Source organism: Dyella sp. KRB-257 (genome assembly GCF_049445995.1).
In the GTDB taxonomy this organism is placed as follows: Bacteria; Pseudomonadota; Gammaproteobacteria; order Xanthomonadales; family Rhodanobacteraceae; genus Dyella_A.
This window is the reverse complement of the sequence record NZ_JBMSDZ010000001.1, coordinates 138776-161350: the sequence shown is the minus strand read 5'-3', so window position 1 is coordinate 161350 and position 22575 is coordinate 138776. Positions and strand designations below refer to the sequence as shown.

Sequence of the window (22575 nt, the reverse complement as noted above, 5' to 3'; positions counted from 1 at the left end):
GCGGCCATTCCTGGCCGCACTCTTCATGAAAAGCCATGCCCATTGAGATAGAGAGGAAATTTCTGCTGCGCCATGACAGCTGGCGCGCGCGGATCGAACGCACCGAGCGCATGGCGCAGGGCTATCTGGTGAGCGCGCAGGCGCTGCGCGACGGCACCGCCAGGGCCTCGGTGCGCGCGCGCGTGGCCGGTGGCCGCGCGTGGCTCAACATCAAGGCGGCGCGGCTGGGCATCGAGCGCGCGGAGTTCGAGTACGCCGTGCCGCTGGCCGATGCCGAGGCGATGCTGGCGACCCTGTGCGACGGCGTGCTGGCCAAGCAGCGCCACTACGTCACCGTCGACGGCACGCTGTTCGAGATCGACGAGTTCGAGGGCGACAACGCCGGGCTGATCGTGGCCGAGGTGGAGCTGCCCGCGGTCGATGCGCCGTTCCCGCGTCCGGACTGGCTGGGCGCCGAGGTCAGCGCACTGCCGCGGTACTACAACGTCAACCTGATTGCGTACCCTTACGCGCAGTGGACGCGCGACGAGCGCGATGCCATCGATGGAGCACCGCCCGCATGCTGATGATCGGTCTGGCCGGCCTCACGCTGGAGCCGCGCGAACGCGACTGGCTGGTCGCGCCCGGTGTGTCCGGTGTGTTGTTGTTCTCCCGCAACTTCGCCTCGCGCGAGCAGCTGGCCGCGCTGACCGAATCGATCCGTGGGGCCGGCGGCGAGGGCATGCTGGTCGCGGTCGATCAGGAGGGCGGCCCGGTGCAGCGTTTCCGCGACGGTTTCACCCGCCTGCCGGCGCTGGCGAAAGTGGGCGCGCTGTACGACCGCGATCCGACCGACGCCGTGCGTCTGGCCGAAGAGCACGCCTGGGTGATGGCCAGTGAGCTGCGCGCCACGGGCGTGGATTTCAGCTTCGCGCCGGTGGTGGATCTCGCCCGAGGCAACGCGGCGATCGGCCTGCGCGCGTTCCACGCCGATCCAGCCGTGGCCGCCGAGCTGGGCCAGGCCTACGTGCGCGGCATGCACCTGGGCGGGATGGCCGCGGTGCTCAAGCACTTCCCCGGCCACGGTTCGGTGGCCGCCGACACGCACACCACGCAGGCGATCGACCCGCGCCCGCTGGCGGTCATCGAGCAGACCGACCTGCTGCCGTTCGCGCAGTGCATCGAGGCGCGCGTGGAGGCGGTGATGATGGCCCACGTGATCTACCCGGACGTGGACGCGCTGCCGGCGGGTTTTTCCAGGGTGTGGATCGGCGACGTGCTGCGCGGCCGGCTCGGCTTCGATGGCGCCGTGATCAGCGATGACATTTCCATGGCCGCCGCGGGAACCGCCGGTGGCGTGGCCGCGCGCGTGCGTGCGCATCTGGATGCCGGCTGCGACCTGGTACTGGCCTGCTTCCCCGAGGTGGTGGACGAGGCGATCGCCGCCGTCGCCGACCGCCATCCCGTCGCGCCCCGGCGCCTGGCGGCCCTGCGCGGCGCGCTGGGCGCCAGCTGGGATTCGCTCACCGACAACCCGCAGCGCGACCGCTTCGTCGCGCGCATCACGGCGCTGGACGCCGAAGGAACCACCGCATGACCCACGGCACGACCACGCCCTCGCTCGCCGACGCCCTGGCCAGCGCCGACCTGCTGGTGGACCGCCCGGCGATCGACGCGATGATCGCCCGCATGGGCGGCGAGATCGACGCCGCGCTCGATGGCGAGCGCGCGCTGTTCCTCACCGTGATGAACGGCGCGCTGATGTTCGCCGGCCAGCTCGCGCTGGCGATCCGCACCGACCTGGAGTTCGACTACGTGCACGCCACCCGCTACCGCGGCGCCACCACCGGCCACGACCTGCACTGGCTGCACGAGCCGCTGGTACCGATGACCGGCCGCACCGTGCTGCTGGTGGACGACATCCTCGACGAAGGCCACACGCTCAAGGCCGTTCGCGACGACTGCCTGCGCCGCGGCGCGCGCCGCGTGCTGATCGCCAGCCTGTGCACCAAGCGGCACGACCGGCTGGTCGAGGGTATCGCCGCGGACTTCAACGGCATCGAGCTGCCGGACCGCTACGTGTTCGGCTACGGCATGGACTACCACGAACAGGGCCGCAACCTGCCGGGCATCTACGCCCTGCGCGAATCCTGATCACTCAAGCGTTGGAACCGACATCGTGAGCATCGATCTGGCCGTCATCGGCGGCAGTGGCCTGTACAACTTCCCCGGGCTGGAGAACGCCCGGCGGCAATCGGTGGATACGCCGTTCGGCCCGGCCTCGGGCGACGTGGTCAGCGGCGACTTCGCCGGCAAGCGGCTGGCCTTCCTGGCCCGCCACGGCGAGAGCCACAGCCTGCCGCCGCACCGGGTGAATTACCGCGCCAACCTGTGGGCGCTGCATCACCTGGGCGCGCGCCGGGTGATCGGCGTCAACGCGGTCGGTGGCATCCGCCACGACATGGGGCCGCGGGTGATCGTGGTGCCGGACCAGATCATCGACTACACCCACGGCCGCACCACCAGCTTCTGCGACGTCGACGGCGCCGAGGTGAAACACATCGATTTCAGCGAGCCGTATACCGAGTCGCTGCGCCGCGAACTGCTCGCCGCGGCGAGCAAGGCCGGCATCGCGGTGGTCGACGGCGGCTGCTACGGTGCCACCCAGGGGCCGCGACTGGAAACCCGCGCCGAGATCGCGCGCATGAAGCGCGACGGCTGCGACCTGGTCGGCATGACCGGCATGCCCGAGGCGGCATTGGCCCGCGAACTGGAACTGGATTACGCCTGCCTGGCGCTGGTGGCCAATTTCGCCGCCGGCTGCGGCGACGAGGCGGAGATCAGCATCGAGGAAATCTTCGCCCACCTGGCCTCGGCCACGGCCGAAGTGCCGCGCCTGCTGGCGGCGATGCTGACGGCCTGAGACCTCCGTCGGGAGACGCGCATCCGCTCCGTTCAGGATATTGCGCTGGACCCACAAACATGCTGATACTTCAAGGGTGCCAGGGGCGGCGGACCAAGGGGATAGGGGTTCAACGCGCAAGCCTTGGTGCATCCATCCTTAAGCTTCAGAGGTTGCCGCAATGCGTTTCGGTACGGTCAAGTGGTTCAACGACGCCAAGGGCTTTGGTTTCATCGCGCCCGAGGACGGTGGGGAGGACGTTTTCGTCCACTTTTCTGCGATCAATTCCAAGGGCTTTCGCAGCCTGCAGGAAGGTCAGCGCGTGAAGTTCGAAGTGACCCAGGGGCCGAAGGGCGCCCAGGCCTCGGGCGTCGAGATCGCGGCCTGATCGTTCGGTCCACGAATTGCCCCAGCTGGACGGAAACCCCGCGCCTTGCGCGGGGTTTCTTTTTCCTTTTTCCGGATCCCTGCCGTCATCGGTGCACATGGTTCCTGTGCGAGGCAGCCAGGCAGGTGTTGCACGCCGCCACGCGGCGTAGCGTCGATGGCGCTGCGCATGCCTTGCCATGGCATCGGTCGGCGCGAACGGTGAGAATGCCGCTACCGGCATCCACTCACCTTGCGAGCATCGAAGCAATGGTCAAGGCAATCCGCCCCGTCCCCGCATTGCGTTATGCATGGCTGCCGGGAGAGAGATCATGCGGACGCCGCGCATGCTGATCGAACGGGTGCTGCGCCGCCTTTCGGTGGGCTGGCGGATTGGCCTGATCATCGTGCTGCTGCTTGCTCCGCTGGCCACGCTCAGCGCAGTGAGCGTGGCCGTGCTCAACCAGCAGGAGATGGCGTTCCGCGATTCGGTGGAAGAGTCGCTGTACATGCTGCTGCCGCTCACCACGCTGGAACAACTGCTGGATCGTGCCCTGATCGACGAACTGGAGGCGCAGTCCCACGAATCGGTGCCGGATTTCGCCTCGCTCACCGAGAACATCGACCACAGCTTCACCACGGTGGAAATGGCCGGCAGCAGCCCCGACCTTCTGCTGGACCGGGTCACGGCCGCGCAGCATGCCTGGGCGCAGGCCAAGCCTTCGGTGCAGCGCCTGATCGAGCAGGTCACGCGCGCCAGCGTGGGCGACAGCAGCGCCTCCGCGGCGCTTTCCAGGAAGGAGCTGCAGGAGGCGATCCGGGATGTGCGCGATGCGCGCGAGCATCTCGCTGCCGCGGTAAAAGCGCGCTACGAGCGCGCCGCGACCATGCGCCATCGCCAGTTGCATTGGCTGCTGTCCGGCTGGATCGCCACGCTCGCCGCGGCCGCGTTGATGATCGGCGTGGTGCTGCGTTCCATCCTGCGGCCGATACGCGAGCTGGGCGGCTCGGCCAGGCGCTTCGCGGCCGGCGACATGTCAGTGCGCCTGCAGGTGCGGGGGCGGGACGAACTCAGCGCCTTGGCCGAGCAGTTCAACGCCATGGCGATCTACTGGGAACAGACCCATCGCGAAGTGCTTGCCGAGGCCACGGAGGACGTGCTGACGGGCCTGCCCAACCGCCGGCGCATCCTCGCCCTGCTGTCGGCCGAACTCGAAGAGCACCGTGACGACCAGCGACCGCTCGCGGTCTTCATGATCGACCTCAACGACTTCAAGGCAATCAACGACGGCTTCGGCCATGCCGCTGGCGACGATGCGCTGGTCTGGGTCACCCAGCGCATGCGCGAGTCGTTGCGCGAGCGCGATCATCTGGGCCGGCTCGGCGGCGATGAATTCCTCGCCATTCTGCCCGATACGACGCAGCCGCAGGCGCAGGCGCTGGCCGCCCGCATGAGCGCCCATGTCGCTGCCGCTGCCGCATTGGAGGCCGCGCGCCCGACCATCGGCGTCGGCATGGCCGCAGCTCCTGCACATGGCTGGCAGCCGGGGACCCTGTTGAGCCATGCCGATGCCGAGCTGTATGCAAGCAAGCAGCGGGCGAAGGCGGGGCGCGGTGACTAGCTTCGCCTGGCAGCGCCTCCAGTTGGTGGTGCCGCTCATTCGACGAAAGATCCTGCAGAGTCTTGGCGGGCATTGCCGCCGGGCATAAAGTCAGTGCTTGCACGGACGACAGGGAACCAACGCATGACCCACTCAGCGGCAAGACGACTGCTACTCGCACTGGTGCTCGGCCCGTTGGCAACTGCCGTTAATGCTGCAGGGACATCGGATGCATGCGATGCCGCCGTTCCGGCGGGCCAGCAATCCAGACCGGCGGCCATTCGCGAACTGGCTTGCCAGGTGCAATCGCATCGGCTGCTGCTGTTCGGGGAGTTGCACGGCACGGCGGAATCGCCGGCCCTGCTGGGTGAGCTGCTGCGTGAGCAGCCCGCCGCGCGACCGATCCGGCTGGGGCTCGAGTGGCCCATCGAACTGCAATCCAAGGTTGATACCTATTTCCGGTCGGCGGGCACACCTGCCGATCGGGCGGCGTTTGCTGCCGGGCGCGACTGGACCTGGTATGACGGTCGCATGAGCCAGGCATGGCTTGCGCTTGTCGATACCCTGCGTGATCTGCACCGGCGGGGACGGGACGTGCAGATTTTCATGATGGAACCGACCTATGGCACACCGGCCGAGGTCAACGCCGCGGGCGGCTTCGTGAAGGTCAAGGAGGCCGGCATGGCCCAGGCCATTCAAGAGCAGTTGAAGCACGCGCCGCCCGGGGCACTGGTCGCCGCGCTGATGGGCAACTACCACCCGCGCGTCGGCGCGGACGTGCCGGATCGCGATTCGTCGGTAACCTACCGGCTGGTGGCCGACCATCCCCTGGTCCTGCTTCCACGCTCCACGCATGGAACCTTCTGGGCCATCGTCGGCTCACAGAATCGCGCCGCCGTGCAGACGATCGACAGCGCCAAACCGCCACTGCCGCATGGCGAGATGGTCATCAAGGCGCAGGCGGATGTTCCGGCCGGCGTGTTGGCCGAGACGATCCTGCTGCCCAGGTTCAGCGCGTCACCTCACCCTTAGGTACGTCTGACGGATTTCTGGCTCCGGCGTAGCGATGCGCTCGCCGCGATGTCCGCTAGCCCCGCCAGTTGGCGTACGACTCCCAGAACTCGGCAGCGCGCCGGTACGCCTCGCGATCCAGCGGCACGCCGGAGCCGCCTTCTTCCACGCCAAGTGCGTTGCGCAGCATGGTGATCGGCGCCATCGGGATTTCCTCCGGTTCCATCGTGTAGAGGCAGCCGACCACGCCCCAGTCGGCGTCGATCGAAGGCTTCGGCGCTGCAGTCCTGGATGGTGTTGCGGCGGGATTCGCGAGGGAACAGGCGAGCGCGGGCGAACGGCGTGAGCGCCATGGACATGGCGGGCCTCAGGCGACGAACTGCAACCGCGCCAGCTCCGCGTACAGTCCACCCTCGGCCAGCAGGCTCTCGTGCGTGCCCTGCGCCACGATGCGCCCGCCGTCCATCACCACGATGCGATCGGCGCGCTGCACGGTGGCCAGGCGATGCGCGATGACCAGCGTGGTGCGGCCTTTTTCCAGCCGCTCCAGCGCCTGCTGGATGGCCGCTTCGGACTGCGCATCGAGTGCCGAGGTGGCTTCGTCGAGCAGCAGCAACGGTGCGTTGCGCAGGATCGCGCGGGCAATCGCCACGCGCTGGCGCTGGCCGCCGGAGAGACGCACGCCGCGCTCGCCCATCTCGGCCTGGTAGCCGTCATCCAGTGCGCTGATGAACTCGTGTGCCTCGGCGGCCCTGGCCGCTTCGATCACTTCCGCGTCGCTGGCGTCCTGCCGGCCGAAGCGGATGTTGTCCGCCGCGGTGCCGCTGAAGATGATGGTCTCCTGCGGCACCAGCGCAATGGCGCCACGCAGGTCGGGCAGGGTGAGCTCGCGCAGGTCCACGCCATCGAACGTGATCGTGCCGGACTGCGGATCGTAGAAGCGCAGCAGCAGCGCGAACACGGTGCTCTTGCCCGCGCCGGAGGGGCCGACCAGCGCCACTGTTTCCCCCGGCTGCACGGCCAGCGAGAAGTCTTCCAGCGCCGCGGCGTTGGGGCGCGTGGGGTAGTGGAAGGTGACGTGATCGAACTGCAGTGCGCCGCGGGTGGGTCTGGGCAGCGCCAGCGGCTGGGCGGGTGCGGCGATCTCCGGCTGTTCGGCCAGCAGCTCGCCGATGCGTTCCATCGCGCCGGCCGCGCGCAGCACGTCGCCCCACACTTCGGACAGGCCCGCCACCGAGCCGGCGGCGAACACCGCGTACAGGACGAACTGGCCGAGGATGCCGGCATCCAGCGTACCGGTCAGCACGTGGCGCGCACCGGCCCACAGCACCAGCGTGATCGCGCCGAACACCAGCACGATCACCGCCATGGTGAGCAGCGAGCGCATGCCGATGCGTCGACGCGCGGTGGCCAGCGCGCGATAGATGGCGCTGGCGTAGCGTTCGCTCTCGATGCCCTCGCGGGCATAGGCCTTCACCGCAGTGGACGCGTTGAGGGTTTCGTTGGCGATGGCGGCGGCGTCGGCCAGGCGATCCTGGCTGGCGCGCGAGAGCTTCTGCACGCGCCGGCCGAAGACGAGGATGGGCAGCATCACCGCCGGAATCACCAGCGCGGTGAGCCCGGCCAGCGACGGTGCCGTCCATACCATCGCCACCGCCGCACCCACCAGCATCACCGCGCTGCGCAGCGCCACCGACACGCCCGAGCCGACCAGCGCCTGCACCACCTCGGTATCGGCACTGAGGCGGGAGGTGAGCTCACCGACGCGGCTCTTCTCGAAGAAGCCAACATCGAGCCGGATCACGTGCGCGTAGAGCGCATCGCGCAGCGAGGCCAGCGCGCGTTCGCTGAGCAAGGTGATGCAGAAGTAGCGCGCCGCCGTGGCGAAGGCGAGCACCAGCGCCACGCCGAACAGGGCGAGGAAGGTCTCGTTGATTACCGCCAGGCTGGAGTGGCCGAAGCCCTGGTCGATGATGTGGCGGAACGCCATCGGCAGCATCAGTGAGGCGCCGGAGGACATCGCCAGGAACAGCAGCCAGCCCAGCGCCAGCGCCTTGTGCGGCCTGAGGAACGGCCAGAGCTGGCGCAGGGCGCCGATGCGACGGGCAGGGCGGGGCGTCTCGGCGGCGGCGTCGGTCATTGGATCTCGCGCGGCAGGTTCTGGGGTGGTTTTGCAGTGGGTCGTCGCGGCTCGTGGCGGTTGGGCGTGGAGCGTTTGCCTGATGCCTTGAGGCCTGAGCGCTTGGCGAACTTACCTGACCACGATGACACGGCATTGAGGTGGGGTGGGTGGGGGTGGATTCAATGCGGAGGCGGGGCGAATGTTTTTGCGGTGGGCTGCGGTGCGGTGGGCTCTGAGAGCCAAGTCGCTGGATTCCGGCTTTCGCCGGAATGACGGATAAGGAGGTTCGCGTAAACTTGGGTCTCCACGCTTGATTGGTACACCTTCCTACTCGTCATTCCGGCGGAAGCCGGAATCCAGCGTCGTTGGCGTGGCGTTCCACCTATGCGCATGTCTCGGACAGCGCGAGCAAACTCACCCCACCCGCAGCGCGTCGCTCCGCCCGCGCGTGATGTCGCCGATGCGCGCCTGCACTTCGTCCGCCTGCGCCTGCGGCAGATGGATGAGCAGGTCGGCGCCGGTGGCAGTGAACGTCTCGGCGGTGATCGCGGCGCCCCATTCCGCCAGCCGCGCCTTGAGCAGCGCCAGCTCGGCAAAGTCGCACGACAGCGCCAGCGTGGCCATCGGCACGATCGGCACGCGCTCGGCCAGCCGCAGGCATTCGGCCGCGGTGCCGCCGTAGGCGCGCGCCAGTCCGCCCGCGCCGAGCTTGATGCCGCCGTACCAGCGGGTGACCACCACCACGGCGCGGTCGATGCCCTGGCCTTCGATCGCCTGCAGGATCGGTCGGCCGGCGGTGCCGCCGGGCTCGCCGTCGTCGTTGAAGCGGTAGGCCGGGCCGGTGCGATACGCCCAGCAGTTGTGCGTGGCCGCCGGGTCGCTGACCTGCTGCACGAAGGCCAGCGCCTGTTCGGGCGTGTCCACCGGCGCGGCCTGCGCCAGGAAGCGGCTCTTCCTGATGTCCTGCGCGTGGCGGCAGCGGCCGGCGAGTGACTGGCCCGGATCCCCGGCGCAGCGGTCTGCAGCCTGTGATGCAGCGGTACGGTTGGTGGTGGACATCGCGCGATTTTACATGCCCGGTGGCGGTGGCCGCCTCGCGGCGCGCCCGTCGGGAAGTCGTGCGCGATGCGGGCATCGCGTAGCATGCGTGGTTCCCGCATCCATCGACGCCCGCCATGCTCCACAACGACACCCTGCGCGCCATCCGCTACATGCTCGACCTCGGCGACGCCAAGGTGGTGGAGATCGTCAAGCTGGCCGACCCGGCCTACCTGCTGGAGAAGGAAGACGTGCAGGCGATGCTGCTGCGCGAGGACGACCCGGGTTACCAGACCTGCAGCAACACCATGCTGGCGCGCTTCCTCGACGGGCTGGTGATCTTCCGCCGCGGCCGCGACGAGAGCCGCCCGCCGCGGCCGCCGGAAAAGCGCATCACCAACAACATCGTGCTGAAGAAGCTGCGCGTGGCGTTCGAGCTGAAGGACGCCGACATGCACGCCATCTTCGACGCCGCCGGCTTGCCGGTGTCCAGGCCGGAGCTGAGCGCGCTGTTCCGCCAGCCCGGGCACAAGAACTACCGCGAATGCGGCGATCAGCTGCTGCGCAACTTCCTCAAGGGACTGACCCTGCGACTGCGCGGCGCGGGCTGAGCAAGCTTCGCACTTGCGTTGAGTCGCTTCAGCCGATCACGTTGCCTGGAACCGGGTGCCGGAAGTCCTCCGGCGCGAGGTTCTGCGTGAGGCGGAACACGCCTTCGTGCACTTTGCGCGGCAGCACGACGTCGAGCACGGTGGTCTGGTGCGGGCCGATGGCGGTGAGCAGGTCGTCGTCGTCGGCGCTGCTGGCCAGTGCGTGGTGCACCAGTCCGGTCAGATCGGCGGGCTGCACGCGGGCGCCGTAGGGGCGGTGCGGCTGCACGGCGGGGCGCAGCGTCTTGCGCACGTTGCGCGGATCGGCCACGCGGGCGTCGCCGGCCAGCAGGCTGTAGTTGAGGAACAGCGACACGCTGCTGCGCTGGTGCGAGTTGGCCTGGCGGTCGATCAGGAAGCCGGGTGGCAGCCGGTCGGCGCTCGGCGGCGTGCCGGCGGTGAGCAGGAAGCCGGCGTCGGTCAGCGGTTCGCCGGCTTCGTCGGTCAGGCGCACGATGAGCAGGCTGCGCGGATCGTGGATATGCACGCGCGGTGCGAACGGGCCGACCGGCTCCAGCTCCACCTTGTCGGCATCGCGTGCGGCGTTCTCGCGGTCGAAGGCATCGCACAGGTGCGCGTAGTCGTCGATGCTGCGCACGCCGAGGCAGCGCAGGATCGCCTCGATGGTGGCGGGCTGCGCGCTGGCGAGGATGCCGTGCGCGGCGCCGGAATGCGCCGCGCCGGCGATCAGCTTGAAGGCGCAGCGCGGCCCGCGGGTGAGGTACAGCGATAGTGCATCGATCGCGTTGCCCGTGATGGCCTGCGTGCTCAGTACCGCGTGCTGCGCGTTGAGGTTGGCGGCGGCCAGGCGCACCACGCCGTCGGAGCCGTCCTCGCCGGTGTAGCTGTTGAGATGGTCGTAGAGCGAGCGGTCCGGGCGGTCGCCGATCAGCACGAATTCGTAGCGATCGCCCGCCGCCGGATCGGCGCCATGGATGCGGTCGAGATTGAGCGACAGCGACGCGGCGCTGCCCAGCTCCAGCCAGTCGAGGATGCGCTGGCCCGGCTCCACGCTGTCGAACCACGCCTTCAGCCGCCCGATCACGCCCTTGCCCAGTTGCGCCAGCGCGGAGCCGAAGCTGGCCGGCGCCAGCATCACCAGGTGGCTGAGGCGGATGGTGCTGTAGCGGTTGGGCTTCTCGCGCTGCGCGCGCAGCCACTCGCGCACCACCGGCCCGCCGGTGGAGTGGGTGATGCAGGCGAACGACGGTTCCAGCAGGTGCAGGTCGCGCAGCGCGTGGTCGAAGGCACGCACCAGGTCGTCCATGGTCACCGCGTCGTCGAAGCTCACGTACTCGCCGAGCCAGAGGTCGCGCAGGGTCAGCGGCAGTCCCTGCGCGGCGGCCTGCTGCTGCAGGCGCTGCGGCATCTGGCCGTAGGTGGCGGTGCTGGTGACGCTCCAGCCGTGGACGAAGACCAGGGTGCTCATCGGGCGGCTCCATGTCCTGCACGTGCGATGCCGGGAGATGGTACGCCGCCCGCCTGGCCGGTGCGTGACGCAGTCGCTGGCACCGGCTACTCGGTGGCGAGGCGTGCCTGCGTGGTGGCGGACGGAGCCGGCCCGTGGCCGACCAGTTCCAGCGTCTGGCCCCACGGTGTCTGCACGTCGATGCGCACGAGTCCGTCGGCGCCGACGGTATCGGCGGCATGGTCGCCGATGACGGGAACGTGGCGGTGCTGCAGCCAGTCCAGCGCGGCGTCGACGTTCTCCACGCGCAGTCGCAGGGCCGGTGCACGCGGGCTGGAGGCGGCGCCGTGCACCACTTCGACGATGGCGCCCCGGCCGCATTCGAGCAGGGCGCGCCGGGTGGATACATCCAGCGGGTCGCAGCCCATCACGCCGGTGAGGAAGTCGCTGGCGCGGGCCACGTCAGGCGCGGCGACGCGGGCGTAGTCGCCGCCGCCATCGCCCTGCGCGAAGGCCGCCGACGGCAGTCCGCCCGCCAGCAGCAGCGCGAGCCACAGCATCTTTCCGAGCGATCCCTGTTGAGCCACGCCACGCCACCTCTCATCGGCACTGCATGCCAAGTGGTCATGGCTGGCGGGGTTTCCAGAGGGGGTTCGGTGGTCGCTGCGTTTCCTGCGGTGAACGCTGCGGCGGGCATGTGCTGTGCGCGAGGTGCCCGGCGCGGTCCCATCCCGATGGGATCGTCGCGATCGAGGCATGCGGGAGCCATCGTCAGCCTCTCAGCGCTCGCGCATCACCATCAGGCGGATCTCGGTCATGTCCTCGATGGCGTAGCGCACCCCCTCGCGGCCCAGGCCGGAGAGCTTCACGCCGCCGTAGGGCATGTTGTCGACGCGGAAGCTGGGCACGTCGTTGACCACCACGCCGCCTTGCTCCAGCTCGTCCCAGGCGCGCATGGCGTGGTCGAGGCGGTTGGTGAAGATGCCTGCCTGCAGCCCGAAGTCCGAATCGTTGACCAGTGCCGCTGCTTCCTCGAACGAGCGGAACGGGGCGAGCAGGGCGAACGGGCCGAAGGCTTCCATGCGGTTGACCTCGGCCTCGCGCGGCACGTCTTCCATCAGCGTGGCCTGCAGCATCGCGCCGTCTCGCTTGCCGCCGCACAGCAGCTTGGCGCCGACCTGGAGGGCCTCGTCGATCCAGCCGTGCAGGCGTTCGGCGGCGGCCTCGTCGATCATCGGGCCGAGGAACACGTCCTGCTTCTTCGGATCGCCGGCCTTGAGCTTCTTTACTGCGGCGACCAGCTTGCGTTTGAGCGCCTCGTACACGTCCACGTGCGCATAGATGCGCTGCACGCTGATGCAGCTCTGGCCGGACTGGTAGAAGGCGCCGAACACCAGCCGCTGCACCACGTGGTCGAGCCGGTCGCCCTGGTCGGCGTCGACGATGCAGGCGGCGTTGCCGCCCAGTTCCAGGGTGACCTTCTTGCGCCCGGCGCGGGCCTTCAACTCCCAGCCGATCTGGCCGCCGGTGAAGGAGAGCAGCTGGAAGCGTTCGTCCTCCACCAGCGGCGTGGCATGGGCGCCGTCCAGCGGCAGGATCGAGAACGCGCCCTTCGGCAGGTCGGTCTCGGCCAGCACCTCGCCGATGATCAGCGCGCCGATCGGGGTCTTCTCCGACGGCTTGAGCACGAACGGGCAGCCGGCGGCGATCGCCGGGGCGACCTTGTGCGCGACGAGGTTGAGCGGAAAGTTGAACGGCGTGATGAAGCTCACCGGGCCCAGCGGCACGCGGCGGGTGTAGCCGCGATAGCCGTCCAGACGGCCGGCCAGTTCCAGGTTGATCGTCTCGCCGTGGATGCGTACGGCCTCCTCGGCGGCGATGCGGAAGGTCTCGATCAGCCGGGTCACTTCGCCGGCGGCATCCCCGATCGGCTTGCCCGCCTCGATGCACAGCGCGTTCGCCAACTCGTCCCGGCGCTCGGCGAAGCGTTCGGCGCAGTGCTGCAGCACGGCCTGGCGCTGCCACGGCTTGAACGCGCGCATCGCGGGCGTGGCCTGCACCGCGGCGGCGATCGCCTTTTCGGTGGCGCGGGCGTCGGGCACCGCCACGCGCGTGGCGACCTTGCCGCGGTACTTGTCGCGCACGTCCAGCATCGTCTTCGCGGTCTGCGGGCGGTTGGCGAGGTAGTAGGGGTAGGTCTTGGCAAGCATGGCGACTCCCGGTGCGGGCCGGTGATGAAGGGCAGAAGTCAGTGTGCGGCGACGGGCGTGGTGCGTGCGTGGACGGCGGCGATCAGTCGCCGGCGCGCGCGGGCAGCTCGCCGTCGGCGAGGCGGATGCGCAGGGTATCGCCGTCGCTCACGTTGGCGACCGAGCGCAGCACCTTGCCCTGCGCGTCGAACACGATGGCGTAGCCGCGATCGAGCGTGGCCAGCGGGTTCACTGCGTGCAGCGCGCGGGCGGTCTGGCCCAGCGTGAGCCGTTTGCGTTCCAGCGTGCGCGCGACGGCGCGACGCAGGCGCGGATCGAGTTCGGCCAGCCGGCGCGCGAGCAGGGCGAGTCGATGGCGCGGATGCTGGGCGAGCAGCCGGCCGTGCAGTTGTTCCAGTCGGCGCTCGCGCCGCTGCTGGCCGACCGCACCGGCGGCGAGCAGGCGGCGATGCAGGTTGACCAGCCGCTCGCGGTCGCGCGCCAGGCGTGCCTGCGGGCGCTGCGCGTTGAGCCGGGTGAGCAGGTGATCCACCCGCTGCGCCAGCGTCTGCTGGCGGCGCTGCTGCACGGTGGCGATGCGCTGGCGCAGATGGCGCAGCTGGCGCGTCATCGCCGTGACGTCGGGCACCAGCAGTTCGGCGGCGGCCGAGGGCGTCGGCGCGCGCAGGTCGGCGACGAAGTCGGCGATGCTGAAGTCCACCTCGTGGCCCACCGCGCTCACCACCGGCACCGCGCTGGCATGGACGGCGCGGGCCACAGCCTCGTCGTTGAACGCCCACAGATCTTCCAGCGAACCGCCACCGCGGGTCAGCAGCAGCGCGTCGTAACGGCCGCTGGTCGACGCCTTGCGCAGCATCGCCACGATCGCCGGTGGCGCCTCCTTGCCCTGCACCGGCACCGGCAGCACGTCGACCTCGACCAATGGCCAGCGCCGGCCGAGCACGCTGAGCACATCGCGGATCGCCGCGCCCGTGGCCGAGGTGATCACACCGAGGCGGCGGACGTAGCGCGGCAGCGGCCGCTTGCGCGCCGGGTCGAACAGGCCTTCGGCGTCGAGCTTCGCCTTCAGCGCATCGAACGCGCGGCGCAGCGCGCCCTCGCCGGCCGGCTCCATGCTCTCGGCCACCAACTGGAACTCGCCGCGCGGCTCGTACAGACCCACCTTGGCCCGCACCAGCACCTGCATGCCGTCCACCGGCTTGAAGGTGAGCCGGCTGCTTTTCAGCTTGAACATGGCGCAGCGCACCTGGGCGCCGGCGTCCTTGAGCGTGAAGTACAGATGGCCGGAGGCCGGGCGCGCCATGTTGGACAGCTCGCCCTCGATCCACACCATCGGCAGCGCGTCCTCCAGCAGTCCCCGCACCAGCCGGTTCAGCGTGCTGGGAGTGAGGATGCGGCGCGGCGCGGCGGCGTCGTCGGACGCGGGGCCACGCCCGGAGAGGGGGTCGAAGGCGGACATGAGTGCGGGAGGTTAGCACAAAGGTGACGCACAACATGTGCTTGCGCCGCGAGCTGCCGGTGCTTTCTCACACAGGTTCGGCAACTCCATGATAAACCTGAAGAACAACGGGCCTGAGCGGGCTCAGGACTCGTCCTCGTCGCCCTGCCGGCGCGCGCGATGCGCCTGCCGGGTGCGCCATGCACGCACCGCCAGATTGAGCGCAAACCAGGCAGCCAGCAGCGCCAGCGGCCAGGCGATCACCGCCGGCCACAGGGCGCCGATCACCGCGACCGCCGCCAGCACTGCGGTGCCGGCCAGCAGCGGACCGGTGTCGGTATCGCCGAGCACGCGGCGATCGGTCAGCACCGCGCCCACCGAGTTGGCCAGGCGCAGGGCGCTGGCCGCGGCCCGGCCGGAGCTGCCGTTGCCGCCGCGCGGACGGCGCACGGTGCGATGCATACGCGCGGCCGGATCGTCGCCGGAGCGCTGCACGCGTTCGCCACGCAGGCGCCGGCGCGGCGCCAGCACGATTTCGGTGGCATTGCCCAGGTCGGTCTCGTACTGCTCGGCGAGCTGGCGGGCGAAGCCCTCGTCTTCCACCGCCACGTCGATCTCGCGGTTGCCCAGCCAGCTGGCGATGTTGAGGTTGGAAGACCCGACCCGCGCCCAGATGCCGTCGGCCACCGCCGTCTTGGCGTGGATCATCGAGCCGTTCCACTCGAACACGCGCACGCCCGCCTTGAGCAGCGGCCGGTAACCGGAGCGCGACAGGCCGGCAACCATCGGGATATCGCTGCTGCCCGGCACCAGCAGGCGTACGTCCACGCCATCGCGCGCGGCGGCGGTGAGCGCCTGCACGTAGGGCGCCACGCCCACGAAGTAGGCGTCGGTGAGCCACAGCGTCTTGCGTGCCATCGCGGCGATCTGCTGGTCCAGCCGGTACAGGCCGGCGGTGGACGGTTCGGTGGCGATCACCCGCAGCGCCACCTTGCCCGGCGGCTCGTGTGGCGCCACGCTCGGCCAGTGCGGCAGCGGTACCCCGGTGCCGGCCCAGCTGCGGGCGAAGGCCGCTTCCACCTCGGCCACGGCCGGACCGCGCAGCGCCACGCCGGTATCGCGCCACGGCGCCACGCCGCGCGAGGGGTCGCCCAGCCACTTCTCGCTGATGCACACGCCGGAGAGAAAGCCCAGTTCGCCGTCCACCACCAGCACCTTGCGATGGTCGCGGCTGATCCAGCCGAACGGCTTGCCCAGTTGCGGCGGGTTGAACACGCGCACCTGGCCGCCGGCGTCGCGCAGCGGTTTCCAGAACGCCGCGCCGGACTGCCCCAGGCAACCGAGCCAGTCGCACACCACGGCGACGAACACGCCGCCCAGCGCGCGTTCCACCAGCGCGTCGCGGAAGACGCGGCCCACGCTGTCGTCGCGGATGATGTAGTTCTCCAGCAGCACCCGCTGGCGCGCGTGGTGGATCGCCGCCAGCCAGCGCTGGTAGTGCACGGCGGCGTCGATCAGCAGCTCTACCGCATTGCCGGTGAGCAGCGGTGCGCCGGCGGCGCGGCTGAGCACCTGCGCGGCGATGAGGCGATCCGGGCGGGAGGTGTCTATGGGAGATGCAGCCATGGCGCGAGTCTAGTGTGGCGATGCAGAATCATCGACACATGTAGGAGCGCACCCTGTGCGCGAATGCTCTTGGCGACGTGACGAAGAGCATTCGCGCACAGGGTGCGCTCCTACGGCGCCGGACGTTGCTGAATTTCATTGTCGCAACACCACACCAGGCCATGCTCCGTGAAAGTCGCTTCTGGCATGATCCGACCATGCCACTCCAGCAGCGATACACGGACACGTCCGCCTGCGCCCAGGTGATCGCCGACCGGCTCGGTCCGGATCTGCGCGTGGCCGCGCCGCTCGGCCTGGGCAAGCCGCACGACCTGCTCAACGCGATCTATGCGCTGATCGCCTCCCAGCCGGCGCGTTCGCTCACCCTCTACACCGCACTGTCGCTCACCCGCCCGCAACCGAAACCGGGGTTGGAGGCGCGCTTCCTGGCGCCGTTCCTCGAACGCCATTTCGGCGCCGACGCAGTCGATCCGCAGTACGCGCTGGACCAGGCGCGCGATGCGCTGCCGCCCAACGTGGCGGTGCATGAGTTCTACCTGCAGTCCGGCGCGATGCTGCATTCGGGCAGCGCCCAGCGCAGCTGCATCAGCCAGAACTACACCCACGTGGCGCGCGATCTGGCGGTGCAGGACATCAACCTGCTGTTGCAGCTGGTGGCGCGTCGGCAGACGGCCGATGGCGTGCGCTACAGCCTGTCCAGCAATCCGGACCTGACGCTGGATTTCCTCGATCGCGTGGTGGCCAGCGGCAAGCCGCGGCCGTTGTGCGTGGCGGTGGTGCATCCGGACCTGCCGTACCTCTCCGGCAACGCCGAGGTGCCGCAGGACTACTTCGACATCGAACTGGCGCCCGAGTGCTCGCCGCCGCTGTTCGCACTGCCGCGCCAGCCGGTGACGGCGGCCGAGTACGCGCTCGGCCTGCACGCCAGCGCGCTGGTGAGGGACGGCGGCTGCCTGCAGATCGGCATCGGCGCGCTGTCCGATGCGCTGGTGCAGGCGCTGCTGCTGCGCCAGCGCGAGAACCTCGCCTGGCGCGCGGCGCTGGAGGCGCTGGACACCGGCTACGTCACCCACACGCTGGCGTTGTCGCTGGGCGGGATGGAGCCGTTCCAGCGCGGCCTGTACGGCGCCAGCGAGATGGTGATGGACGGCTTCATGCACCTGCAGCGCGGCGGCATCCTCAAGCGCCGCGCGTGGGACAACCTGGCGCTGGAGCGCGCCGCGGCGATCGGGCGGCTGCCGGACGATGCACCGGGCGGACATTACCTGCGCGGTGCGTTCTTCCTCGGTTCGCGCGAGCTGTACCGCTGGCTGCACGAGACCGAGGCGGCGGACCCCGACGCGATCGACATGTGTCGCGTCTCCAACGTCAACCAGCTCTACGGCGACCATCAGGTGCTGGCCAGCCTGCAGCGTCGCGGCGCGCGCTTCTTCAACACCTGCATGATGGCCACGCTCACCGGCGCGGCGGTCTCTGACGCGCTGGAGGATGGCCACGTGGTCAGCGGCGTGGGTGGCCAGTACAACTTTGTGGCGATGGCGCACGAGCTGCCGGACGGGCGCTCGGCGCTGCTGCTGCGCGCCACCCGCGAGGGTGCGCACGGCACCGAGACCAACATCCGCTTCAACTACGGTGCCACCACCATTCCGTGCCACCTGCGCGACCTGTTCGTCACCGAGTACGGCATGGCCGATCTGCGCGGCAAGACCGACGAGGAGTGCGTGGAAGCGATGCTGTCGATCTGCGACGCGCGCTTCGTCGACGCGCTGGCCGCCGAGGCGAAATCCCACGGCAAGCTGCGCGCGGATTTCGCGGTGCCCGAGGCGTGGCGCCGGCATCGTCCGGAGGTGCTCGCCGACGCGCTGGCGCCGCTGCGCAAACGCGGGCTGATGCCGACCTTTCCGTTCGGCAGCGATTTCAGCGAGGTCGAGCAGCGGCTGCTGCCGGCGCTGGGCTGGCTCAAGGCGAACAGCCGCACGTGGCGCGGCCGGCTGCGCATCCTGCGTGCGATGGCCAAGCCCGGCCAGCCGCGGGCGGGAGAGTCCGCGGCGCTGGCGCGGATGGGTTTCGGGCACCCGCGATCGCCGGCCGACCGCCTGCAGCGCCGGCTGCTGCAGGCGGCCCTGCGGCACGGCGGGAATCCGGCATAGCTGCATGTCGGGCGTGGGCATCCGGGTTCACGCCAGGGGCCGTGATGCATGCGCGGCGTGACCGCGCCGCCGCCGCGTCTTGACGAGACGTTTACGGATCGACGCGTCGCGCTGGGGCGGCCGGGAGGCTTCGGTTATTCTTGCCACTTCGCCGCGACTTCCTGCGGCAGGCATCATTCCGGTCCCCATGAGCGAACTTTCCCAACCCGCCCCGCGTCCCGCGCAAGCCGCACCGCGCCGTCCCAGCGTGGGCGTGCAGATCGGCAAGGTCACCGTCGGCGGCGGCGCGCCGATCGTCGTGCAGTCGATGACCAACACCGACACCGAGGATGCGGCCAGCACCACCAAGCAGATCGCCGAGCTGGCCCGTGCCGGCTCGGAGCTGGTGCGCATCACGGTCAACACGCCGGCCGCCGCCGCGGCGGTGCCGCGCATCGTCGAGCGGCTGCAGATGATGGGCGTGGAGGTGCCGATCATCGGCGACTTCCACTACAACGGGCATCAGTTGCTGGAGGTCGAGCCGGCCTGCGCCGAGGCGCTGGCGAAGTACCGCATCAACCCCGGCAACGTCGGTTTCGGCAAGAAGAAGGACGCCCAGTTCGGCGCGATCATCGAGAAGGCGATCGAGTACGGCAAGCCGGTGCGCATCGGCGCCAACTGGGGCTCGCTGGACCAGTCCATGGTCGCCATGCTGATGGACCAGAACGCGCAGCGCGCGCAGCCCTGGGATGCCCCCCACGTGGCGCGCGAGGCGCTGATCCGCTCGGCGCTGGATTCGGCCGCGCTGGCCGAGAAGATCGGCCTGCCGCGCGAGCGCATCATTCTGTCGGCCAAGGTGTCCGGCGTGCAGGAGCTGATCGCGGTGTACCGCGACCTCGCCGCGCGCGGCAATTACGCGCTGCACCTGGGCCTGACCGAGGCCGGCATGGGCTCCAAGGGCATCACCGCCTCGGCCGCGGCGCTGGCCGTGCTGCTGCAGGAAGGCATCGGCGACACCATCCGCATCTCGCTCACGCCCGAGCCCGGCGGCGCGCGCACCGGCGAGGTGATCGTGGCGCAGGAGCTGCTGCAGACCATGGGCCTGCGTGCGTTCACGCCGCTGGTTACCGCCTGCCCGGGCTGCGGCCGCACCACCAGCGAGTTCTTCCAGCAGCTGGCGCAGACGGTGCAGGCGCACGTGCGCGAGCAGATGCCGCTGTGGCGAGTGAAGTACGACGGCGTGGAGAACCTCACCCTGGCGGTGATGGGCTGCGTGGTGAACGGGCCGGGCGAATCCAGGCACGCCAACCTCGGCATCTCGCTGCCGGGCAACGGCGAGGCGCCGGCCGCGCCGGTGTTCATCGACGGCGAGAAGGCGATGACCCTGCGCGGGGACAACATCGCCAGCGAGTTCATCGGCATCCTCGACGAGTATGTCGAATCGCACTACGCCTCGCGCGCCAGCTGAGACGATGGGCGGCGATCGCGAAACGGCGATCCTGCGTGTCTGGCACCAGCACGCCGCGCCATGGACGCGGGCGGTGCGCGAGCAGGCGATCGCCAGCCGCCGGCTGGTGACGGATGCGGCGATCGTCGAGGTGGTGCTCGCGCGGCGCCTGCAGCGGGTGATCGACGTGGGCTGCGGCGAGGGCTGGTTGCTGCGTGCGCTGGCCCGGCACGGTATCGAGGGCCTCGGCGTTGACGCGGTGCCTGCGCTGGTCGAGTCAGCCCGCGCGACCGGCGGTGGACGTTTCCTCGCCATGGACTACGCGGCGATTGCCGCCGGCGCCCTGCGCGAGCAGGCCGACGTGGTGGTGTGCAATTTCTCTTTGCTCGGCGGGGAGTCGGTCGATGCGCTGCTGGGCGCCATGCCCGCGCTGCTTGCGCCCGGCGGCGCGCTGCTGATCCAGACCCTGCATCCGTGGAGCGCCTGCGGCGATGGCGCCTATCGCGACGGCTGGCGCGAGGGTTCCTGGGCCGGCTGCGGCGAAGGGTTCGGCGAGGCGGCCCCGTGGTATTTCCGCACGCTGGCCGGCTGGATGCGGAGTTTCGCGGCGGCCGGGCTGGTGCTGGAGTCGATGCGCGAGCCGATCCATCCGCAGAGTGGTCAACCGGCTTCAGTGATCTTCGTCCTGGTGCCACGTTGATTCAGGCCCGTGTCGCGCATCCATCGGCGCGACGCCGGCCCACAGCGCGGGATCCAGCGGCTGCGCGGCCAGGCTGCGCAGCGCGGCCAGGTAGTCCGCCCGCGGCATCTCCTCGGCACCCAGCGAGAGCAGGTGCGGGTTGGCCACCTGGGCATCGAGCAGCGGGCAGCCCCACTCGTGCAGCAGGCGGGCCAGCGCCAGCAGGGCCACCTTGGAGCCGCCGCTTTCGCGGCTGAACATCGATTCGCCGCTGAACAGGCGCCCGGACATTACGCCGTAGATGCCGCCGACCATCGACGCGCCCCGCCACACCTCGACGCTGTGCGCGTGGCCACGGGTGTGCAGCGTGGCGTAGGCGTCGATCATCTCCGGGCTGATCCAGGTGCCGTGCTGGCCATCGCGCGGCGCGGCGCAGGCGTGCATCACGCCGACGAAATCGCGATCCACGGTGACCTGCCAGCTGCAGCGCGCCAGCAGCCGGCGCAGCGAACGGTTCGGTCGGCACAGCTTGGCGGTGCGGAACACGCAGCGCGGATCGGGCGACCACCACAGGATCGGCTCGCCCTCGTTGAACCAGGGAAAGATGCCCTGCGCATAGGCCGCGCGCAGCCGCTCGGGCGAGAGGTCGCCGCCGAAGGCGAGCAGGCCGGAAGGCTCGCGCAGCGCCTCGGCCGGATCGGGAAAGCGCTCCGCCGGCCAGTGATCGAGCAGCGGCAGGCGGATCATGCGATCTCGCCCGGTGCGCGGCCGTGGGCGTACGGGCTGTGCGCCTGCAGCTCCTGGGCGTAGGCCTGCAGCGAGGCCGTTTCGTGCACCAGCGCATCGCGCACGGCGCGGCGGAACTGCGGGTGCGCCAGGTAGTGGCGCGAGTGCGTGTGCACCGGCAGGAAGCCGCGCGCCAGCTTGTGCTCGCCCTGTGCGCCGGGCTCGAAGCGCTGCAGGCCGTGGCGGATCGCGTGCGCGATGCCCTGGTAGTAGCACAGCTCGAAGTGCAGCCCCGGCACCTCGACGCTGGCGCCCCAGTAGCGACCGTACAGCGTGTCCGCGCCCTGGATCAGCAGGGCCATCGCCACGATCGTCTCGCCATCGCGCGCCAGCGCCAGCTGTACGGCATCGCCCAGCGTGTCGCCCAGCGCCAGGAAGAATGCCCGCGTCAGTGCCGCGTGGTTGCCCTTGGCGTCGAAGGTGTTTTCGTACAGCGCGTGCACGCGGCACCACTCCTCGCGGCTGACGCTGGCGCCGCCGCGCATCCCGATCTGCAGGCCGCTGCGTGCGACCTGCGCGCGCTCGTGTCGGATGTTCTTCCGCTTCTTGTGGTTGAGCGCGGCGAGAAAGGCCTCGAAATCGGTGTAGCCGCGGTTGTGCCAGTGGAACTGCACGTCGCTGCGTGCCAGCCAGGCGTCGTCGAACGCAGGCAGCTCGTCGTCGCGCAGAAAGTTGGCGTGCAGCGAGGACAGGCCGAGTCGGTCGACCTCGCCGCGCATCGCCGTGACCAGCGCCCGGCGCAGCGCGGCGGCGTGGCGACCGCTCCCGGCCAGCAGCCGCGGCCCGGTGACGGGCGAGTAGGGCACGGCGTTGAGCAGCTTCGGGTAGTACTCGCCGCCGGCGCGCTCCCACGCGCTGGCCCAGCTCCAGTCGAACACGAACTCACCGTGCGAGTTGCCCTTCAGGTAGAGCGGTGCGGCGGCGACCAGGGTGTCGCCTTCGTACAGGCCCAGGTGATGGGCCTGCCAGCCCCACTCGTGGCGGATGCAGCCGGTGGCTTCCAGCGCGGCGAGAAAGGCGTGCGAGACGAACGGGTTGTCGTCCGGCCGCAGGCTGTCCCATTCCGCGGCTGGCAGTTCGGCGATCGCGGCATGGAAGCGGATGTCGTACATGGGCGATAGGCCTTACGGTAGGAGCGCACCCTGTGCGCGATGCTTTTGGCTTTGATGTCGATCAGGAGCAA

The 22575-nt window shown here is 70.0% G+C and carries 20 protein-coding genes and 1 pseudogene; 11 read left to right on the top strand and 10 right to left on the bottom strand.

Annotated elements, in window-relative coordinates:
* Window positions 1-35 precede the first annotated feature (35 nt).
* From ACO2Q2_RS00780 to ACO2Q2_RS00750, 7 genes are all read left to right on the top strand, one after another.
* Window positions 36-566 (top strand): CYTH domain-containing protein, encoded by a 531-nt coding sequence (locus tag ACO2Q2_RS00780; protein WP_423253867.1) that lies wholly within the window; start codon window positions 36-38, stop codon window positions 564-566.
* Window positions 560-1576 (top strand): beta-N-acetylhexosaminidase, encoded by a 1017-nt coding sequence (gene nagZ, locus ACO2Q2_RS00775; protein WP_423253866.1) that lies wholly within the window; start codon window positions 560-562, stop codon window positions 1574-1576. The genes ACO2Q2_RS00780 and nagZ overlap by 7 nt, the downstream gene beginning before the upstream one ends.
* Complete coding sequence (locus tag ACO2Q2_RS00770; RefSeq protein ID WP_423253865.1) at window positions 1573-2133, top strand: hypoxanthine-guanine phosphoribosyltransferase; 561 nt, start codon at window positions 1573-1575, stop codon at window positions 2131-2133. The genes nagZ and ACO2Q2_RS00770 overlap by 4 nt, the downstream gene beginning before the upstream one ends.
* Window positions 2134-2158: 25 nt before the next feature.
* Window positions 2159-2902 (top strand): S-methyl-5'-thioinosine phosphorylase, encoded by a 744-nt coding sequence (locus ACO2Q2_RS00765; protein WP_423253864.1) that lies wholly within the window; start codon window positions 2159-2161, stop codon window positions 2900-2902.
* A gap of 160 nt (window positions 2903-3062) precedes the next feature.
* The gene (locus ACO2Q2_RS00760) at window positions 3063-3269 is read left to right on the top strand and encodes a cold-shock protein (RefSeq protein ID WP_072320702.1); all 207 of its coding nucleotides are present in this window, start codon (window positions 3063-3065) and stop codon (window positions 3267-3269) included.
* A gap of 310 nt (window positions 3270-3579) precedes the next feature.
* Window positions 3580-4869 (top strand): diguanylate cyclase domain-containing protein, encoded by a 1290-nt coding sequence (locus tag ACO2Q2_RS00755; RefSeq protein WP_423253863.1) that lies wholly within the window; start codon window positions 3580-3582, stop codon window positions 4867-4869.
* 123 nt (window positions 4870-4992) lie between these two features.
* Complete coding sequence (locus ACO2Q2_RS00750; protein WP_423253862.1) at window positions 4993-5880, top strand: hypothetical protein; 888 nt, start codon at window positions 4993-4995, stop codon at window positions 5878-5880.
* 55 nt (window positions 5881-5935) lie between these two features.
* Here the strand turns inward: ACO2Q2_RS00750 and ACO2Q2_RS00745 are convergent.
* From ACO2Q2_RS00745 to ACO2Q2_RS00735, 3 genes and pseudogenes are all read right to left on the bottom strand, one after another.
* Window positions 5936-6124, bottom strand: a pseudogene (locus ACO2Q2_RS00745) (DUF3228 family protein); the annotation flags it as partial.
* A 102-nt stretch (window positions 6125-6226) separates the two neighbouring features.
* Complete coding sequence (locus ACO2Q2_RS00740) at window positions 6227-7999, bottom strand: ABC transporter transmembrane domain-containing protein (protein ID WP_423253861.1); 1773 nt, start codon at window positions 7997-7999, stop codon at window positions 6227-6229.
* Between the two features lie 396 nt (window positions 8000-8395).
* On the bottom strand, window positions 8396-9040 hold the full coding sequence (locus ACO2Q2_RS00735; protein WP_423253860.1) for an IMPACT family protein: 645 nt from the start codon (window positions 9038-9040) through the stop codon (window positions 8396-8398).
* A gap of 116 nt (window positions 9041-9156) precedes the next feature.
* Here ACO2Q2_RS00735 and ACO2Q2_RS00730 point away from each other — a divergent pair, with 116 nt between their 5' ends.
* Window positions 9157-9630 (top strand): DUF1456 family protein, encoded by a 474-nt coding sequence (locus ACO2Q2_RS00730; protein ID WP_423253859.1) that lies wholly within the window; start codon window positions 9157-9159, stop codon window positions 9628-9630.
* Window positions 9631-9658: 28 nt separating this feature from the next.
* Here ACO2Q2_RS00730 and ACO2Q2_RS00725 read toward each other — a convergent pair whose 3' ends face one another.
* The 5 genes from ACO2Q2_RS00725 to ACO2Q2_RS00705 all read right to left on the bottom strand — a co-directional run bounded on the left by ACO2Q2_RS00725 (window position 9659) and on the right by ACO2Q2_RS00705 (window position 16351).
* A complete protein-coding gene (locus tag ACO2Q2_RS00725; RefSeq protein WP_423253858.1) occupies window positions 9659-11098 on the bottom strand; it encodes a phospholipase in 1440 nt (479 codons plus the stop codon).
* An 86-nt stretch (window positions 11099-11184) separates the two neighbouring features.
* A complete protein-coding gene (locus tag ACO2Q2_RS00720; protein WP_423253857.1) occupies window positions 11185-11637 on the bottom strand; it encodes a VOC family protein in 453 nt (150 codons plus the stop codon).
* 219 nt (window positions 11638-11856) lie between these two features.
* Window positions 11857-13287, bottom strand: a complete 1431-nt coding sequence (locus ACO2Q2_RS00715; protein WP_423253856.1) for an aldehyde dehydrogenase family protein — start codon at window positions 13285-13287, stop codon at window positions 11857-11859.
* An 82-nt stretch (window positions 13288-13369) separates the two neighbouring features.
* On the bottom strand, window positions 13370-14746 hold the full coding sequence (xseA, locus tag ACO2Q2_RS00710; RefSeq protein ID WP_423253855.1) for an exodeoxyribonuclease VII large subunit: 1377 nt from the start codon (window positions 14744-14746) through the stop codon (window positions 13370-13372).
* 123 nt (window positions 14747-14869) lie between these two features.
* Entirely contained in the window at window positions 14870-16351 is a 1482-nt protein-coding gene (locus ACO2Q2_RS00705; RefSeq protein WP_423253854.1) for a phospholipase D-like domain-containing protein, read from the bottom strand.
* A 197-nt stretch (window positions 16352-16548) separates the two neighbouring features.
* On the opposite strand from ACO2Q2_RS00705, the gene ACO2Q2_RS00700 reads away from it, so the two are divergent.
* From ACO2Q2_RS00700 to ACO2Q2_RS00690, 3 genes are all read left to right on the top strand, one after another.
* Complete coding sequence (locus ACO2Q2_RS00700) at window positions 16549-18501, top strand: acetyl-CoA hydrolase/transferase C-terminal domain-containing protein (RefSeq protein ID WP_423253853.1); 1953 nt, start codon at window positions 16549-16551, stop codon at window positions 18499-18501.
* Window positions 18502-18688: 187 nt separating this feature from the next.
* Window positions 18689-19948 (top strand): flavodoxin-dependent (E)-4-hydroxy-3-methylbut-2-enyl-diphosphate synthase, encoded by a 1260-nt coding sequence (ispG, locus tag ACO2Q2_RS00695; protein WP_423253852.1) that lies wholly within the window; start codon window positions 18689-18691, stop codon window positions 19946-19948.
* 4 nt (window positions 19949-19952) lie between these two features.
* Entirely contained in the window at window positions 19953-20627 is a 675-nt protein-coding gene (locus ACO2Q2_RS00690; RefSeq protein WP_423253851.1) for a class I SAM-dependent methyltransferase, read from the top strand.
* On the opposite strand, the gene aat is transcribed toward ACO2Q2_RS00690, so the two are convergent.
* Together aat and ACO2Q2_RS00680 are read right to left on the bottom strand one after the other, a co-directional pair.
* The gene (gene aat / locus ACO2Q2_RS00685; RefSeq protein WP_423253850.1) at window positions 20598-21353 is read right to left on the bottom strand and encodes a leucyl/phenylalanyl-tRNA--protein transferase; all 756 of its coding nucleotides are present in this window, start codon (window positions 21351-21353) and stop codon (window positions 20598-20600) included. The genes ACO2Q2_RS00690 and aat overlap by 30 nt on opposite strands.
* Window positions 21350-22504 carry a GNAT family N-acetyltransferase gene (locus tag ACO2Q2_RS00680; RefSeq protein ID WP_423253849.1) on the bottom strand — a complete coding sequence of 385 codons (1155 nt, stop codon included), beginning with the start codon at window positions 22502-22504 and terminating at the stop codon, window positions 21350-21352. Before ACO2Q2_RS00680 ends, aat begins: the two co-directional genes overlap by 4 nt.
* Window positions 22505-22575 lie beyond the last annotated feature (71 nt).